This is a genomic window from Thioalkalivibrio sp. AKL9, assembly GCF_000377825.1.
GTDB lineage: Bacteria > Pseudomonadota > Gammaproteobacteria > Ectothiorhodospirales > Ectothiorhodospiraceae > Thioalkalivibrio > Thioalkalivibrio versutus.
The window spans coordinates 111,373-127,934 of record NZ_KB905104.1 but is presented as its reverse complement, the minus strand read 5'-3'; the positions used below and the strand labels follow the sequence as shown (position 1 = coordinate 127,934).

Here is a 16,562-nt window from a genome sequence, read left to right as displayed (position 1 = left end):
GTAGCGTCAACTGCGACGCCATGCCTCCCCCGACGCGTCCCCTATAGGCGCGACCCGGTATCTCTGGCATGCTTTCGCGATGTTTCGCCCCCTGACCCTTGCCATCGGCCTGCGCTATACGCGTGCCAAGCGGCGTAACCACTTCATCTCGTTCATCTCGGTGGTGTCGATCATCGGGCTGGTGCTCGGCGTGATGGCGCTGATCACCGTGTTGTCGGTGATGAACGGGTTCGAGCGCGAATTGCGCGAGCGCATCCTGGGGATGGCCTCGCATGCGACCATCGGTGAGGCCAACGGAGGGCTGCGTGACTGGGAGCGCCTGCAGCGCGAGGCGCCGGACATCGATGACCGGGTGGTGGCCGCGGCCCCTTATGTTCAGGGCGAAGCGATGCTGAGTGCGCGCGGGAACATCTCCGGGGCGCTGATCCGCGGTGTGGAGCCGGAGGCGGAGGAACGGGTGGCGCGCATCGGTGAACACATGATCCGGGGCGAGCTGGGGAGCCTGGAGGGCGGTCGCTACCGCGTCGTGCTTGGGCGCGAACTGGCGGCGGAACTGCGTGTGCAGGTTGGCGATTCGATCATCCTGATGGCTCCCCAGGCCTCGGTGTCGCCGGCCGGGGTGATGCCGCGCATGCGGCGCTTCGAGGTGTCCGGCCTGTTCGAGGTCGGCATGTATGAATACGACCGGGGGACTGCCTTCATCCATCTGGAGGATGCCCAGGCGGTGTTCCAGATGGGCGATCAGGTGACCGGGCTGCGGCTGCGGCTGACCGACATGATGCAGGCCGGGGTGATTGCACGCGACGTCGCGGCGCAGCTGGACGGGCTTTTCCGGGTGTCCGACTGGACCCGTCAGCACGCGAATCTGTTCCGCGCCATCCAGATGGAGAAGATGGTGATGTTCATCATCCTCTCGCTGATTGTGGCGGTCGCAGCCTTCAATATCGTCTCGACCCTGATCATGCTGGTGACCGACAAGCAGGGGGATATCGCGATCCTGCGAACGCTCGGGTTGTCGCCCGCAGGCATCATGGTGATCTTCATGGTCCAGGGGGTCGTGATCGGGGCGATCGGCATCCTCCTGGGCACCGCGGCCGGGGTCGCCCTGGCGTCCAATATCGATGTCGTCGTGCCCTTTATCGAGCGGCTGGTGGGCGTCGAATTCCTGTCCGCTGAGGTCTATTACATCAGTGATTTGCCATCTGAACTTAAACTGTCGGATGTTCTCCGGGTCGGCATCCTGGGCTTCCTGCTGACGGTCGTGGCCACACTGTTCCCGGCCTGGCGCGCGGCCCGTACCCAGCCGGCGGAGGCGCTGCGCTATGACTGACCACGAGACCCCGGTCCTCGAGGCCTTGGGCGTGGAACGCCGTTTCCGCGACGGCAAGCTGGATGTGGCCGTGCTGACCGGGGTCGATTTCGCCCTGCAGCCGGGGGACCAGACCGCGATTATCGGCGCCTCGGGTAGTGGCAAGAGCACGCTGCTGCACCTGCTCGGTGGTCTGGACCGCCCGACGGCCGGCGAGGTGCGCTTGCTGGGCACGGACTGGACCCGCATGAGCGAGGCGCGGCGCGGGCATCTGCGCAACCAGCATCTGGGGTTCGTTTATCAGTTCCACCACCTGTTGCCGGAACTGACGGCCGCCGAGAATGTGGCCCTGCCACTCCTGATCCGGCGGATGTCCAACCGCAAGGCGCGGGAGGAGGCCCGCCACTGGCTACAGCAGGTGGATCTGGGCCACCGCCTGGAGCACAAGCCTTCGGAGCTCTCCGGTGGCGAGCGTCAGCGGGTCGCGATCGCCCGTGCGTTGGTCACCCGACCCTCGGCGATCCTGGCGGATGAGCCGACCGGGAACCTGGACCAGGAGCGGGCAGCGCAGGTGTTCGAGCTGCTGCGCGCGATGAATCGCTCCACCGGCACCGCGCTGGCCCTGGTGACCCACGACATCACCCTGGCGCGCGAGCTGGACCGCTCGGTGCAGCTGGTCAAGGGGCACCTCGAGCCGGAGGTCTTCGACGGCCAATTGGCGGCGGTCCACGAATAGGCCCCCGTGCAGCGCGCATCCGCGCGCCTGGCAGCATCGGATCCTGAACGGGCTCGGTTGATCAGTCCAACGGCGGTTGCTTCTTGTTCGATTTTTCCTCTTCGCTGCGTTCCGCGGCTTCGCGTTCCGCCAGTTCCTTGCGCAACCGCCGCAGATAACGGCGGCTGCGCACGCGCTGGACCACGTTCAGCCGCCACAGGAAGCGCACGAGCAAATAACCCGACAGGCTCGCGACCGAGCCCAGCAGGACGCTCCCCAGGAGCAGGGGCTGCCAGATGGTCAGTAACTCCGTGCTGAACCACTCCCAGCTCCAGTCCAGGCGGATATCGCGACGGGGTTCGTCCAGAAGCTTGCGCCCGATCGTGTAGGCCGTATACAACATGGGCGGCATGGTGATCGGGTTGGAGATCCAGACCAGGATCACCGAAATCGGCAGATTGACGCGGACGATAATGGCCACGGCCGCCGCGATCAGCATCTGCATGGGCAGTGGCAGGAAGGTCACGAAGAGCCCCACGGCAAACGCACCAGCCACGGAGCGGCGGTTCAGATGCCACAGATCCGGCGACCCCAGGCGCGGCCCCAGCGGGGCAAGCGCCTTGTGCCCACGCATGCGCTCCATGCCGGGAAACATCTTCTTGATGATGTGTCTTGCCATGTTCCGGGTTGCCGATGGTGCGCCTGGCGCGGGCTCGCGACCGCGCATGTGGGTTCCATTCTCGCTGATTTGGGCCGGCGAATGCCCGTGTCGCCCGGCACTTGGGTCTTGGGCCACGCGGTTGGCCGGGCGTTCAGGGCCTCAACGTGACCGCTTTCACCCTCGGACTTCTGGTCACGGCGTGGTGGCTGCACCGGGTACCGGAGCCGCTTCCGATGGCCCCGGGTCTGCTGCTCGCGCTGCTCGTGGTCACCGCGGGCGCCAGCGCCGGCCTGCGACGCTACGGCTACCGGGCCACTGTGCCATGGGCGATGGCGCTGGGTGGGGTGGTCGCCTGGGGGAGCGTCTCCATGACCGCGAACATCTGGCTCGAGGAGGCCTTGGCGCCTTCGCTTGCGGGAGAAGAGGTCACCGTTCTTGCCACGGTCACCAGTTTGCCGGAACACGCCGGGCATCGCAGCCGGTTCCGGGTCACGGTGGAGGCGGTCATCGCGGGGCCGGAGGCATTCGCTGCCCGTGAGCTCCTGGTGACGGCGTATCCGGCGCGGCCTGAGGTCGAGGCAGGCACACGCGGCCAGATGATCCTGCGCCTGCGCCCGGCCGAAGGGCCCGCGAATCCTGGCGGATTCGATCGCGCGGGGTGGTTTTACCGCGAGGGCCTGCATGGCTCCGCGACGTTGCTTGATCTGGAGTCGATCGGGAACGCAGTGCCGGCCGCACCGGCACGGCCCTGGCGGGTCGACTTGCACCGCGTCCGCGGCTGGCTGCGCGGGCGGCTGGAAGTCGCGGCCCCGGAGCTCCGCCATCCGGGGCTGGTGCAGGCCCTGGTGATTGGCGACCGTCAGGGGATGACCGCGCCGGAATGGCAGGCCTTTCTGCGCACCGGAACCAACCACCTGATGGCGATCTCCGGGTTGCATGTGGGGCTGGTTGCCGGTTTTGTCGGGTTGCTGTCGGGGTTGGTCTGGAGCGGTTTGTTGCCGCTGCAACGGGGTCTGCGGAAGGCGGCCTTCATGGCGCTGGCCGGTCTGGCGGGGGCTGCGGTGTATGCCGCGTTGGCCGGCTTCAGCATCCCGACCCAGCGGGCGTTGATCATGCTCGCGGCCTTCATGGCGGCCCTGTTGTGGCGCCGCGAGGCGTTCGCCTGGCGAGGTCTGATGCTGGCCGCGATCGCGGTCGTGCTGTGGCAGCCGACGAGTGTACTGGCCCCCGGTTTCTGGTTTTCGTTTGGCGCGGTCGCGGTCATTCTTCTGTTGTTGCAGGGGCGCTCGGGGCGTCCGGGCTGGCGCGAGGCGGGGAGTATCCAGGTGATGCTGGCACTGGCGATGCTTCCGCTCAGTCTCGCCTGGTTCCAGTTGGGTTCGTGGGTCGCGCCGGTGGCCAACCTGGTGGCAGTGCCCGTGATCAGCCTGCTGGTGCTGCCGGTGTTGCTGGTCGGGGCAGGGCTGGCCGCCTTGTGGGCCCCTTTGGGTCAGCCGTTCCTGCACGCGGGCGACGGCGTACTGGCTCTGCTGGTCGGGTTGCTGGATCTCCTGTCCGGATTGCCCGTGCTGGTGGACGAGCGGCGGGTCCCGCTGGCTGCGAGCCTGCTGGGCGGGCTCGCGGTGCTCGTGGCCTTGCAGCCGCGGCTGCGCCTGGGTGCCGTTTGGGTCGTGCTCGCAGGCATGGCGCTGGCCTTGCCCATGCGACCAGATATCGAGCCGGGTGCCGTGCACGTCCTCCTGATGGATGTCGGGAACGGGCAGTCGGCCTTGCTGCAGACGCGTAACCACAACCTGTTGTTCGATGCGGGTCCCGGGCGTGCGGGTGGCTACAGCGCGGGTGAGCAGATTGTGGTCCCGACCCTTCGGGCCGAGGGGGTGCGCCGGCTGGATCGCATGATCCTCAGCCACGAACACGCCGCGCACGCCGGGGGCAGCGCCGGGGTCCGGGATTCCATACCCGTGGTCGAGACCCTGCGACGGGTGCCGGCAGAGGCCGATGAGCGGGCGTGCGAGGTCGGAGAGCGCTGGGAATGGGACGCGGTGCGATTCGAAGTGCTGCACCCGCCGCCCGGATGGGATGGCAGCGCCTCGGCCTCCTGCGTGCTGGCGGTGGAGACGGCCGGTGGCGTCCGTCTGCTGCTGACGGGCGGGCTCGGAGGACTGGGCGAGGCAGTGCTGATGCGTGATGTGCTGGACGGGCGTGCCAGTGATCTTCTGGTGCTGCCGCGCGGGGCTGGCACGGGCAGCTTGAGCCGGGGCTGGCTGGTGGATGCGCCGCCGCGCATCGCCTGGGCGAGTACCGATGGGCGCGGGCGCGGTCTGGAGGCCGCTGTCCGCGAACGTCTGAAGGCGGCCTGTGTGCCACTGCAGGAGACTGGGCTGCATGGCGCCTTGCGCCTGGAAGCGAACTCGGAGCTGGAGGTGGGGCCCGGTCATCGAGCCCGCCACCGGAGGCTCTGGCAGCCTGCGCCCTTGCCACCCTTGCGCGGGCAGGAGGGTTGCACCCCCACGCCGACGGACGAGACACGCTGGTAGAATGACCGGATGAATCGCGAACATTCCGACACCATCCGTCCCATCCGCTTCCGCGAGGGCGCGCTCCAGTTGCTGGACCAGCGCCGCCTCCCGCAGGAGAGCGTCTGGCAAACCTATCAGGACGCGCCCGCCGTTGCCGTGGCGATCCGCGACATGGTCGTGCGCGGGGCGCCGGCGATCGGCATTACGGCGGCATTCGGTGTGGTGCTGGCTTGTCAGCGCGCGACAGCTCAGCACGACTGGCGTGCGCGGGTGGCCGCCGATATCGAGACCCTGCGCGGTTCGCGCCCCACAGCGGTGAATCTGTTCTGGGCGCTGGATCGCATGCAGGCGGTCGTGGTCGCCAGCGAGTCGGTGGATGCTGCCGTGAACGAGACCCGGGCGGTAGCCGAGCGGATGCTGGAGGCGGACATTGCCGGCAATCGGCAATTGGGCGCCCTGGGTGCGCAATTGATCGAGCCGGGTCGCGGCGTGCTGACCCACTGCAATACGGGTTCGCTGGCAACCGGGGGCTATGGCACCGCGCTCGGTGTGATCCGGGCCGCCTGGGATGCCGGGCGTATCAAGGAGGTGTTTGCCGACGAGACCCGCCCCTGGCTGCAAGGCAGCCGACTGACCGCCTGGGAACTGGTGCACGACGGCATTCCGGTGCAGGTGCTGTGCGAGGGTGCGGCGGCCAGCCTGTTGCGCTCCGGCCGGGTGGGCTGGGTGATCGTCGGGGCGGACCGAATTGCCGCCAACGGCGATACCGCCAACAAGATCGGCACCTATGGCCTGGCGTTGCTGGCGCGGGCCCACGGGGTGCGTTTCATGGTTGCGGCGCCCGTGGCGACCATCGACTTCGAGATGGCAGACGGATCGGGCATCCCCATCGAGCAGCGCGGCGAGAACGAGGTGCTGGCGCTGGCCGGCCAGCGTGTGGCCGCCGACGGTGCGCGGGGATACAACCCGGCCTTTGACGTGACCCCGGCGGACCTGATCGATGCCATCGTCACCGAACGCGGTGTGGTCGAGGCCCCGACGCGGGAGCGCCTGGCCACACTGCGCGAGCCCGCTGCCGCGGAATCCGCCACGACCGGGGCCTGACACCCGGGAAAATGGGGCCGGCACCGGCCGCCCTCGGGCCTGAGAGCCTCGGAGAACCGTTTTGAGGGGAGAAAAGGGCGCCCCCAGTGGTCACCCCTGTGGTATCATCGCGAGCTTGTTCAGACGGACGGCGTAACCCTCGATGGCTGAATTTGCCAAGGAAGTTTTTCCGGTCAATCTCGAAGACGAGATGCAGCAGTCTTACCTCGATTATGCGATGAGCGTAATCGTGGGCCGGGCCCTCCCCGATGTCCGTGACGGCCTCAAGCCGGTCCATCGCCGCGTGCTCTACGCGATGCGCGAGCTGGGCAACGACTACAACAAGCCGTACAAGAAGTCGGCGCGTGTGGTCGGTGACGTGATCGGTAAATACCACCCGCATGGCGACTCCGCTGTCTACGACGCCATCGTGCGGATGGCGCAGCCGTTCTCGATGCGCTACATGCTCGCAGACGGGCAGGGTAACTTCGGTTCCATCGACGGCGACTCGCCGGCGGCCATGCGCTACACCGAGGTGCGCATGGCGCGCATCGCGGCCGAGCTGCTGGCCGATATCGAAAAGGAAACGGTCGACTTTACCGACAACTACGACGGCTCCGAGAGCGAGCCGGCCGTGTTGCCGAGCAAGTTTCCCAACCTGCTGGTCAATGGTTCCGCCGGCATCGCGGTGGGGATGGCGACCAATATCCCGCCGCACAACCTGCGCGAGGTCGTCAACGCCTGCGTGGCGCTGATCGATGACCCCGACATCTCCATCGACGGCCTGATGGAACACGTGCCGGCGCCAGATTTCCCCACCGCCGGCATCATCAACGGCATCGATGGCGTGCGCGAGGCCTATCGGACCGGTCGCGGCCGGGTCCTGATCCGGGCGCGCTCGCACGTGGAGCCACTGGAAGGCGGCCAGCGCGAGGCGATTGTCGTCACCGAGCTGCCCTACCAGGTGAACAAGGCGCGTCTGACCGAGAAGATCGCCGAGCTGGTGAAGGAAAAGCGCATGGAGGGCATCTCCGAGCTGCGCGATGAGTCGGACAAGGACGGCATGCGCCTGGTCATCGAGCTCAAGCGCGGCGAGATGGCCGAGGTGGTCCTGAACCACCTCTACATGCACACCCAGATGCAGAATGTCTTCGGCATCAATATGGTCGCGCTGGTAGATGGCCAGCCGAAGGTGCTGGATCTGCGCCAGGTGCTGCGGGCCTTCCTGCGTCATCGCCGCGAGGTGGTGACCCGGCGCACGATCTTTGATCTGCGCAAGGCGCGCGAGCGCGCCCACATCCTGGAAGGCCTGGCGATTGCGCTGGCCAATATCGATCCGGTGATCGAACTGATCCGTGCCGCGCCGAACCCGGCCGAGGCCAAGGCCGGGCTGCTGGCGCGCGCCTGGCCGCTGGGGGTGGTCAGCGACATGCTCGATCGCGCCGGGGCCAGTGCCTCGCGTCCCGAGGACATGGCGCCGGAATATGGCGTGAGCGAGGATGGTTATCGGCTGTCGGAGGCCCAGGCCCAGGCGATCCTGGATCTGCGTCTGCACCGCCTCACCGGGCTGGAACAGGACAAGATCCTCGACGAATATCGCGACCTTCTGGAGCTGATCGAAGACCTCCTGGATATCCTCGGCTCGGGCGACCGCCTGCAACAGGAAATCCGCAACGAACTGCTGGGGGTGGCCGAGCAGTTCGGCGACGAACGCCGTAGCGAGATCCGCGAGCGCCAGGCCAACCTGACGCTGGAGGACCTGATTGGCGAGGAAGACGTGGTCGTCACGCTTTCGCACGCCGGCTACGTGAAGTACCAGCCCGTGGCCGACTACCGCGCCCAGCGCCGGGGCGGTCGCGGCAAGGCGGCGACCAGCTTCAAGGAAGAGGATTTCATCGACCGGCTGGTGGTGGCCAATACGCACGACACGATCCTGTGCTTCTCCAGCCGCGGCCGGGTGTACTGGTTGAAGGTCTACGAGTTGCCGCAGGGGTCACGGGCCGCGCGCGGCAAGCCGATCGTCAATCTGCTTCCGCTGGAAGCGGATGAACGCATCAGCACGATCCTTCCAGTGCGCGAGTACGACCCGGATCACTATGTGTTCATGGTGACCGCGCAGGGAACGGTGAAGAAGACCCCGCTGACGGATTTCTCGCGCCGTCGTGCCTCCGGCATCATCGCGGTGGATCTGCGCGAGGGGGATCATCTGGTCGATGTCTCCCTGACCGACGGCACCCTCGACGTGATGCTGGTGACCACGGCCGGCAAGGCCGTGCGTTTCCACGAGAGCGACGTGCGCGCCATGGGGCGGACGGCCTGCGGCGTGCGCGGCGTGCGCATGGAGGATGACCAGCGGGTGATCGCGCTGCTGAATGTCGACGAGGGATCGGCGCTGCTGGCGACCGAACACGGTTACGGCAAGCGCACCCGTTTCGACGAATTCCCGGTGCATCGCCGTGGTGGCCAGGGCGTGATTGCGATCCAGACCGAGGGCCGCAATGGCCTGCTGGTCGGGGCAGCACGGGTGCTGGACGACGACGAGGTCATGCTGATCACCAATGGCGGGACGCTGGTGCGGACACCGATCGACCAGATTCCATTGATCGGTCGCAACACGCAGGGCGTGCGTCTGATCCGTCTCGATGAGGACGAAAACCTGGTCGAGCTCGCCCGGGTCGCCCAGTTGCAAGGCGAGGACGGCGTCGAAGACGATGAAGAGCCCGGTCAATCGGAAATCGGGACGGACCCGGAGACGGGTCCCGAATCCAGTGACGATGGAGAACAGGCATGACGCGAGTGATGAACTTCAGCGCGGGGCCGGCGGCCCTGCCTCAGGCGGTGCTCGAACGGGCGCGTGACGAGCTGCTGGACTTCCGCGGGTCCGGGATGTCCGTGATGGAGATGAGCCACCGCGGCAAGCCCTTCATGGCCGTGGCCGAGAAGGCCGAGCAGGACCTGCGTACGCTGATGGACATCCCCGACAACTACACAGTGTTGTTCCTGCAGGGCGGGGCGACCGGGCAGTTTGCCGCCATCCCGATGAACCTGGCGAATGGCCGGGGTATGGACTACATCGATACCGGGGCCTGGTCCGGCAAGGCCATCAAGGAGGCTCAGAAGTACGGGCCGGTGAATATCGTGGCCAGCTCGCAAGCGAGCGGGTACGACTCGATCCCGGATCGCGCCTCGTGGAACCTGGATCCGAACGCCGCCTACGTGCACTACACCCCGAACGAGACCATCGGCGGGGTCGAGTTTCCGGAAATTCCGGATGTGGGGGACGTACCGCTGGTGGCGGACATGTCCTCCACCATCCTGTCGCGTCCGATCGATGTGTCGAAGTTCGGCGTGATCTATGCCGGGGCGCAGAAGAACATCGGTCCGGCCGGCCTGACCGTGGTGATCGTGCGCAATGACCTGCTGGAGCGCGACAAGGGCAACGTGCCGGCGGTGCTGGACTGGGCGCTGCAGGCCAAGAACGATTCGATGTACAACACCCCGCCGACCTTTGGCTGGTACCTGGCCGGGCTGGTGTTCGAATGGTTGCTGGAGCAGGGCGGCCTGGAGAGCATGGGCAAGACCAACCAGCGCAAGGCCGCCAAGCTGTACCAGTACATCGACAACTCCGCCTTCTATCGCAACCCGGTCGAGCCCACGGCCCGGTCGTGGATGAATGTGCCGTTTATCCTGGCGGACGATTCCCTCGACGGGACGTTCCTCAACGAGGCGGATGCGGCCGGCCTGTCCTCGTTGAAGGGACATCGCTCGGTGGGCGGGATGCGTGCAAGTATCTATAACGCCGTGCCGGAAAGCTCCGTGGATGCCCTGATCGATTTCATGGCGGACTTCGAGAACCGCCACGCCTGATCCTGTTGAATCGTGGTCGCCGGGCGTAACTACCGGGCCAGGAGGTCGTGATGTACCGAATTCAGACCTACAACAACATCGCCGTGCGTGGGCTGGACCGCTTCCCGCGCGACCACTACGAGGTCGCGTCGGACATCAACCAGCCAGACGCCTTGATGCTGCGGTCGTTCGACCTGCATTCGGTCGATATCCCGGATTCCGTCCTGGCTGTCGGGCGCGCCGGTAGCGGGGTGAACAATATCCCGGTGGAGGCGCTGTCCGAGCGCGGGGTGGCGGTGTTCAATGCCCCGGGCGCCAATGCCAACGCCGTGAAGGAATTGGTGATTGCCGGTCTGCTGTTGGCCGCGCGCAATCTGTTGCCGGCGGCAGGCTACGTGCAGGGGCTGGACCCCACCAAGGAGGACTTCATGTCCTCGGTGGAGCAAGGCAAGAAGAAGTTCACCGGCTTTGAACTGCCCGGCCGGCGCCTGGCTGTGCTCGGCCTGGGTGCGATCGGTGTGGGTGTGGCCAATGCCGCGCGGGCGCTCGGCATGGAGGTGGTGGGCTTCGACCCCAAGGTGACGGTCGAGAACGCATGGCGTCTGGACTCCGGCATCGAGCGCGCGCGCTCGGTGGAAGCCGCGATGGAGGGGGCCGATGCGGTCACCGTGCATGTGCCACTGACCGAGAACACCGCGAACCTGGTCAACGCGAAGAACCTGAGCGGGATGAATCCCGGGGCGATGGTGCTGAACCTGGCGCGCGAGGGCATCGTGGACGACGCCGCGGTGCGCGAGGGACTGGACGCCGAACGCCTGCACGCCTACATCACCGATTTCCCGGTGCAGGGCATGATGGGGCACCCGCGGGTAATCACCCTGCCGCATCTGGGGGCCTCGACGACCGAATCCGAGGAGAATTGCGCCGTGATGATCGCGGATCAGCTGCGTGACTACCTGGAAAACGGCAACGTGGTCAATTCGGTGAATCTGCCGACCCTGGTGCTGGATCGCAAGGGGGATACCCGGATCGCCGTCGTCAACCGCAACCTGCCGGACCGGGTCGGGCGCATCTCGCATACCCTGGGTGAGTCGAACATCAACATCCTGCACTTGATGAACGACTCCCGCGGCGACATTGCGTACACCCTGCTGGATGTGGATGGCCAGCCGGACCAGGCGACCCTGGATGCACTGCATGAGATCGACGGCGTGCTGCGGGCGCGGGTGCTGTAGATCGTGGCCGGGGACCCGCATTCGTCGCAGCCCGCCGACGGCCAGGAAGATCTGGCTGCCCTGCGGGCGCGCATCGACGCGCTGGATGCCGAGCTGCTTGAGCGGCTGAGCGAGCGTGCCCGCTGTGCCGAGGCCGTGGCCCGGGTGAAGCGCAGCCAGGAGAGCAATCCGGTGTTCTATCGTCCGGAGCGTGAAGCCGAGATCCTGCGCCGGGTGCGTGAGCAGAACCCCGGCCCGCTATCCGGCGAAGCGATTACCCGGCTGTTCCGCGAAATCATGTCCGAATGCCTGGCGCTGGAGCATCCGCTCCATGTGGCCTATCTGGGACCGGTGGGCACCTTTACGCATCTGGCGGCGCGCAAGCATTTCGGCCATGCGGTCGAGACCCAGCCGCTGGCCTCTATCGATGCCGTGTTCGACGCCGTAGAGACCGGTCGCGCGCAGTTCGGCGTGGTGCCCATCGAGAACAGCTCCGAGGGGGTGGTAACCCACACGGTCGACTGCTTCATGGATTCTTCGCTGCAGATCTGCGGTGAGGTCGTGACTCCGATTCACCACCATCTGCTGACGCACGCCGAAGATCTCGGTCAGGTCCGGCGCGTGCTGGCCCACGCCCAGGCGCTGGCGCAATGCCGCCAGTGGCTGGACGCGGAGCTGCCGAACGCCGAACGCGAGGCGGTCTCCAGCAACGCCCGCGCAGCCGAGATTGCGGCGCAGGACCCGACCGTGGCGGCACTCGCCAGCCAGGCCGCGGCCGACCATTACCAGATCCCGGTGCGGGCGCCGCACGTGGAAGATCGCGCCGACAACACCACACGTTTCCTGATTATCGGTTCCGGCACCACGGAACCCAGTGGCGCGGATCGCACCTCGGTGATGCTGACGACCGCCAATCGTCCGGGATCGCTGTATTCGCTGCTCAAGCCGATTGCGGAGTCGGGTATCAGCCTGACCCGTATCGAATCGCGCCCGTCGCGCTGCACGCCGTGGAACTACGTATTCTTTCTCGACCTGGTCGGCCACCAGCAGGATCCGCTGATCCGCGAATGTCTGGAGCAGCTGCGCGCAAGCGCCGATACCGTCAAGGTGCTGGGGAGCTATCCCCAGGCCGCCACCTGAATCCCCGAGGTTTCCGCATGGCATCCAATCCTTCCGTATCCGCTACGGCCGGCCCGGCGTTTGATCCGGTGACTCTGGCGGTTGCTGGCGTCCAGGGGCTTAGCCCCTACCAGCCGGGCAAGCCCGTGGCCACGCTGGAACGCGAACTGGGCATTACCCAGGCAGTCAAGCTGGCCTCCAACGAGAATCCGTTGGGGCCCTCGCCCCTTGCGGTGGAAGCCGGGCGCGCGGCGCTGGCCGATGCGCATGTCTATCCCGACGGCAATGGCTTCGAGCTGAAGGCACGTCTGGCCGAACGCCATGGCGTGACCCCGGAGCAGATCACCCTCGGCAATGGCTCCAACGAGGTGCTGGAGTTGGTTGCACGGACCTGGCTGGCGCCGGGGCGTGCTGCCGTGTTTTCTGCCCACGCGTTTGCGGTCTATCCGCTGGTGACTCAGGCGGTGGATGCCGAGGCCCGAGTGGCCGCGGCGCTGCCCGCCGACCATCCGGAACAGCCCTTCGGGCACGATCTTGACGCGATGCAGGCGCGGGTGGATGGCGATGTGCGGGTCGTGTTCGTGGCCAACCCGAACAACCCGACCGGCACCTGGCTGGATGCGGCGGCGCTCGAAGCCTTCGTGGCCGCGATGCCGGTCACGACCGTGGTTGTTATCGACGAGGCCTATTTCGAATATGTCGAGGAGGCCGAGTATCCGGACACCACGCAATGGCTGGATCGCTATCCGAACCTGATCGTCACCCGGACTTTCTCCAAGATCCAGGGCCTGGCCGGACTGCGCCTCGGCTATGCGGTTAGCTCGCCGGCCATCGCGGACCTGCTGAATCGAGTGCGCCAGCCGTTCAATGTGAATGCGATTGCCCAGGCGGCCGGCCTGGCCGCGCTGGACGACCACGAGCATGTGGAAAAGTCGGTGGCCATCAATCGAGAGGGGGTTCGCCAGGTGAGCGCCGCCCTGCGCGAGCTGGGCTTGCGTGTGATCCCGTCGGTGGGCAATTTCGTGACCTTCGATACCGGCCGGGATCCGGGCCCGGTATATGACGACATGCTGCGCGACGGCGTGATTACGCGCCCGGTAGAGAATTACGGTCTTCCCGGGCATCTGCGCGTCACGGTCTCGACCCGTGCCGACAATGACCGCTTTCTCGCGGCCCTGAAAAAGGCCCTGGCGTGATCGAACGGCTGGTCATCTTCGGCGTTGGGCTGATCGGTGGTTCGCTGGCCCTGGCCCTGCGCGAGGCGGGGGCCGTGCGCGAGATCGTGGGTTGTTCGCGCAATGCAGACAACCTGCGTGAGGCGCAACGCCTGGGCGTGATCGATCGCTGGACCACCGATGTCGCCGAGGCCGCCGAGGGCGCGGACCTGGGCGTGCTCGCCGTCCCGTTGGGGGCGATGGAGCCACTGGCGCGCGACCTGGCTGCGGCGTGGCCCAAAGACAGCCCGCTGACCGATGTGGGCAGCAGCAAACAGGCCGTAATCGATGCGGTGGGTGCCGGCTTCGGCAAGGTCCCGCGTGCGTTTGTCCCCGGCCATCCGATTGCGGGAACCGAGAAGAGCGGGGTGGGGGCGGCCTTTGCCACCCTGTTCCGTGAGCGCCTGGTAATCCTGACGCCGGTCGATGCCACGAATGCGCTGGCGACCGACCGAGTGGCCGCGATGTGGCAGGCCGTCGGGGCGCGGGTCGAGTACATGACCCCGGCGCACCACGACCGGGTGCTGGCCGCGACCAGTCATTTGCCCCATGTGCTGGCCTTCACGCTGGTGTCGTCGCTTGCGAACATGAGCGAGCGCGACGAGATCTTTCATTACGCCGCCGGGGGCTTTCGCGATTTCACGCGCATCGCCTCCAGCGATCCGGTGGTCTGGCGGGATATCTGCCTCGCCAATCGCACCGCCATCCTCGAGGTGATCGGGCAGTACCAGGCCGATCTGGAGGGTTTGCGCAGCGCCATCGAGCACGGCGATGCCGCTACCATCGAACAGAGCTTTGAACACGCCAAGGAAACCCGCGATCGCCTTTGCGACCCCGCGGACGCACAACTGGATACCTGAAAATCGATGAATACCTTTACCGTACAGCCCGGAGGGCAGCTTTCGGGCCGCGCCCGCGTGCCGGGCGACAAGTCGATCTCCCACCGGGCGATCATGCTGGGTGCGCTGGCCGAGGGCGAGACGCGTGTGACCGGATTCCTCGAGGGGGCCGATTGTATTGCGACACTGGAGGCGTTTCGTGCGATGGGCGTGGCGATCGAACGTACCGGTCCAGGCGATGTACGCATTCAGGGTGCCGGCGTGCACGGGCTCAAGGCCCCGGCGGCGGCGCTGGACATGGGCAACTCGGGGACGGCGATGCGGCTGCTGTGCGGCGTACTGGCCGGCCAGGCGTTTGACAGCGAGCTGATCGGTGATCGCTCCCTGAGCGGGCGGCCGATGCGCCGAGTCACCGACCCACTCGCGCACATGGGTGCGCACATCGATACCAGCGAGACCGGGACGCCACCGTTGCGGGTACATGGCGGGGCCCCGTTGCGGGGTACGGACCATGTATTGAAAGTCGCCAGTGCCCAGGTGAAGTCGGCCCTGTTGTTGGCAGGTCTCTGGGCGGACGGCAAGACCTGCGTGACCGAGCCGGCGCCCACCCGCGATCACACCGAGCGGATGCTGGCCGGATTCGGTTATCACGTGGAGCGCGACGGACCCCGTGCCTGTGTAGAGGGCGGCGGTCGCCTGGTCGCAAGCCCGGTGGATGTGCCCGCGGACATCTCGTCGGCGGCGTTTTTTCTGGTCGGTGCCTCGATTGCCACCGGCTCGCGCATGCGCCTGGAACATGTGGGGATCAACCCGACGCGCACCGGGGTGATCGACATCCTGCGTCTGATGGGCGCCGAGATCCGCGTCCTCGATGAGCGCGAGGCCGGCGGCGAGCCCGTGGCCGATCTCGAGGTCGAGGCGGCCACTCTGAAGGGGATCCAGATCCCCGAGGACCTGGTGCCACTGGCAATCGATGAATTCCCGGCCATCTTCGTCGCCGCGGCCTGTGCCGAGGGCGAGACGGTCCTGACCGGCGCGGAGGAGCTGCGGGTCAAGGAAAGTGATCGTATCCAGGTGATGGCCGATGGTCTGGCCGCGCTGGGCGTGGACTGCGCAGTGCAGCCGGATGGCATTCGCATCCAGGGCGGTGACGGTTTCACTGGGGGCGAGGTCGACAGTCATGGCGATCACCGCATCGCCATGTCGTTCGCGATGGCCGGGCTGCGTGCCCGAGCGCCGATCCGCATCCGCGATTGCGCCAACGTGGGGACCTCTTTCCCCGGCTTCGTGGCGCTGGCGCGTGAGGCCGGACTGCAACTGGAGGCGGCATGAGTACGGCCATTCCGGTACTGACTATTGATGGCCCCGGCGGTGCAGGGAAGGGCACGGTCTGCATGCGCGTGGCGGCGGCGATGGGCTGGCATCTTCTGGATAGCGGAGCCCTTTATCGCCTGTTGGGGCTGGCTGCGCGGCAGCACGGCGTGGAACTGACCGACGAGGAGGCACTGGCCCGGCTGGCCGCGGGTCTGGATGTGGATTTCGAGGTCAATCGGGATGCCACGGCCGTGACCACGCTGCTGGAAGGCGCACCCGTGGACCAACTGCTGCGCACGGAGCAGACGGGCAGTGACGCCTCGCAGGTGGCTGCGATTCCGGCGGTGCGCGAGGCTCTGTTGGAGCGTCAGCGCGGTTTCGCGAAGGCCCCGGGGCTGGTCGCCGACGGGCGCGACATGGGCACGGTCGTGTTCCCCGAAGCGGACCTGAAGATCTTCTTGACGGCCTCGGCCGAGGAGCGGGCCAGGCGGCGATACATGCAGTTGAAGGAACAAGGACTTAGTGCTAATCTCTCCGCCCTTCAGGACGAGATGGAGGCCCGCGACCGGCGTGATCGCGAACGCAGCGTGGCCCCCCTCAAGCCCGCCGAAGATGCCTGGGAAGTGGATACCACGGACCTGGACATCGTCGGCGTGGTCGACATGATCCTGGAACGCCTCCGGGACGTACTCCCGGAACAAAGCCCCCGCCCCGCGGAATAAGCCGTCG

At 66.8% G+C, this 16,562-nt stretch carries 13 protein-coding genes; 12 read left to right on the top strand and 1 reads right to left on the bottom strand.

Annotated features, from left to right (window positions below; all coding sequences use genetic code 11):
- Window positions 1-79: 79 nt before the first annotated feature.
- Both D573_RS0102760 and D573_RS0102755 read left to right on the top strand, forming a co-directional pair.
- Entirely contained in the window at window positions 80-1,330 is a 1,251-nt protein-coding gene (locus tag D573_RS0102760) for a lipoprotein-releasing ABC transporter permease subunit (RefSeq protein ID WP_018937609.1), read from the top strand.
- Window positions 1,323-2,045 carry an ABC transporter ATP-binding protein gene (locus tag D573_RS0102755; RefSeq protein WP_018176818.1) on the top strand — a complete coding sequence of 241 codons (723 nt, stop codon included), beginning with the start codon at window positions 1,323-1,325 and terminating at the stop codon, window positions 2,043-2,045. Before D573_RS0102760 ends, D573_RS0102755 begins: the two co-directional genes overlap by 8 nt.
- Window positions 2,046-2,106: 61 nt before the next feature.
- Here D573_RS0102755 and D573_RS0102750 read toward each other — a convergent pair whose 3' ends face one another.
- Window positions 2,107-2,703, bottom strand: coding sequence for a DUF2062 domain-containing protein (locus D573_RS0102750; RefSeq protein ID WP_018176817.1), 597 nt, complete (start codon window positions 2,701-2,703; stop codon window positions 2,107-2,109).
- Between the two features lie 215 nt (window positions 2,704-2,918).
- Between D573_RS0102750 and D573_RS0102745 the strand changes: the two genes are divergently transcribed.
- From D573_RS0102745 to cmk, 10 genes are all read left to right on the top strand, one after another.
- A complete protein-coding gene (locus tag D573_RS0102745; protein ID WP_018937608.1) occupies window positions 2,919-5,222 on the top strand; it encodes a DNA internalization-related competence protein ComEC/Rec2 in 2,304 nt (767 codons plus the stop codon).
- Window positions 5,223-5,231: 9 nt separating this feature from the next.
- Window positions 5,232-6,308: an S-methyl-5-thioribose-1-phosphate isomerase gene (mtnA, locus tag D573_RS0102740; RefSeq protein ID WP_018937607.1), complete on the top strand. Its 1,077-nt coding sequence runs from the start codon at window positions 5,232-5,234 to the stop codon at window positions 6,306-6,308.
- Window positions 6,309-6,450: 142 nt separating this feature from the next.
- Window positions 6,451-9,078, top strand: a complete 2,628-nt coding sequence (gyrA, locus tag D573_RS0102735) for a DNA gyrase subunit A (RefSeq protein ID WP_018937606.1) — start codon at window positions 6,451-6,453, stop codon at window positions 9,076-9,078.
- Window positions 9,075-10,154 (top strand): 3-phosphoserine/phosphohydroxythreonine transaminase, encoded by a 1,080-nt coding sequence (gene serC, locus D573_RS0102730; RefSeq protein WP_018937605.1) that lies wholly within the window; start codon window positions 9,075-9,077, stop codon window positions 10,152-10,154. Before gyrA ends, serC begins: the two co-directional genes overlap by 4 nt.
- Before the next feature lie 50 nt (window positions 10,155-10,204).
- Complete coding sequence (locus D573_RS0102725) at window positions 10,205-11,368, top strand: 3-phosphoglycerate dehydrogenase family protein (RefSeq protein WP_018937604.1); 1,164 nt, start codon at window positions 10,205-10,207, stop codon at window positions 11,366-11,368.
- A 3-nt stretch (window positions 11,369-11,371) separates the two neighbouring features.
- The gene (pheA, locus tag D573_RS0102720; protein WP_018176813.1) at window positions 11,372-12,487 is read left to right on the top strand and encodes a prephenate dehydratase; all 1,116 of its coding nucleotides are present in this window, start codon (window positions 11,372-11,374) and stop codon (window positions 12,485-12,487) included.
- Between the two features lie 17 nt (window positions 12,488-12,504).
- Window positions 12,505-13,662 (top strand): histidinol-phosphate transaminase, encoded by a 1,158-nt coding sequence (gene hisC / locus D573_RS0102715; RefSeq protein ID WP_018937603.1) that lies wholly within the window; start codon window positions 12,505-12,507, stop codon window positions 13,660-13,662.
- Window positions 13,659-14,540, top strand: a complete 882-nt coding sequence (locus D573_RS0102710) for a prephenate dehydrogenase/arogenate dehydrogenase family protein (protein WP_018937602.1) — start codon at window positions 13,659-13,661, stop codon at window positions 14,538-14,540. The genes hisC and D573_RS0102710 overlap by 4 nt, the downstream gene beginning before the upstream one ends.
- Window positions 14,541-14,546: 6 nt before the next feature.
- Window positions 14,547-15,851, top strand: coding sequence for a 3-phosphoshikimate 1-carboxyvinyltransferase (gene aroA, locus D573_RS0102705; protein WP_018937601.1), 1,305 nt, complete (start codon window positions 14,547-14,549; stop codon window positions 15,849-15,851).
- The gene (cmk, locus tag D573_RS0102700) at window positions 15,848-16,555 is read left to right on the top strand and encodes a (d)CMP kinase (RefSeq protein ID WP_018937600.1); all 708 of its coding nucleotides are present in this window, start codon (window positions 15,848-15,850) and stop codon (window positions 16,553-16,555) included. The genes aroA and cmk overlap by 4 nt, the downstream gene beginning before the upstream one ends.
- Window positions 16,556-16,562 lie beyond the last annotated feature (7 nt).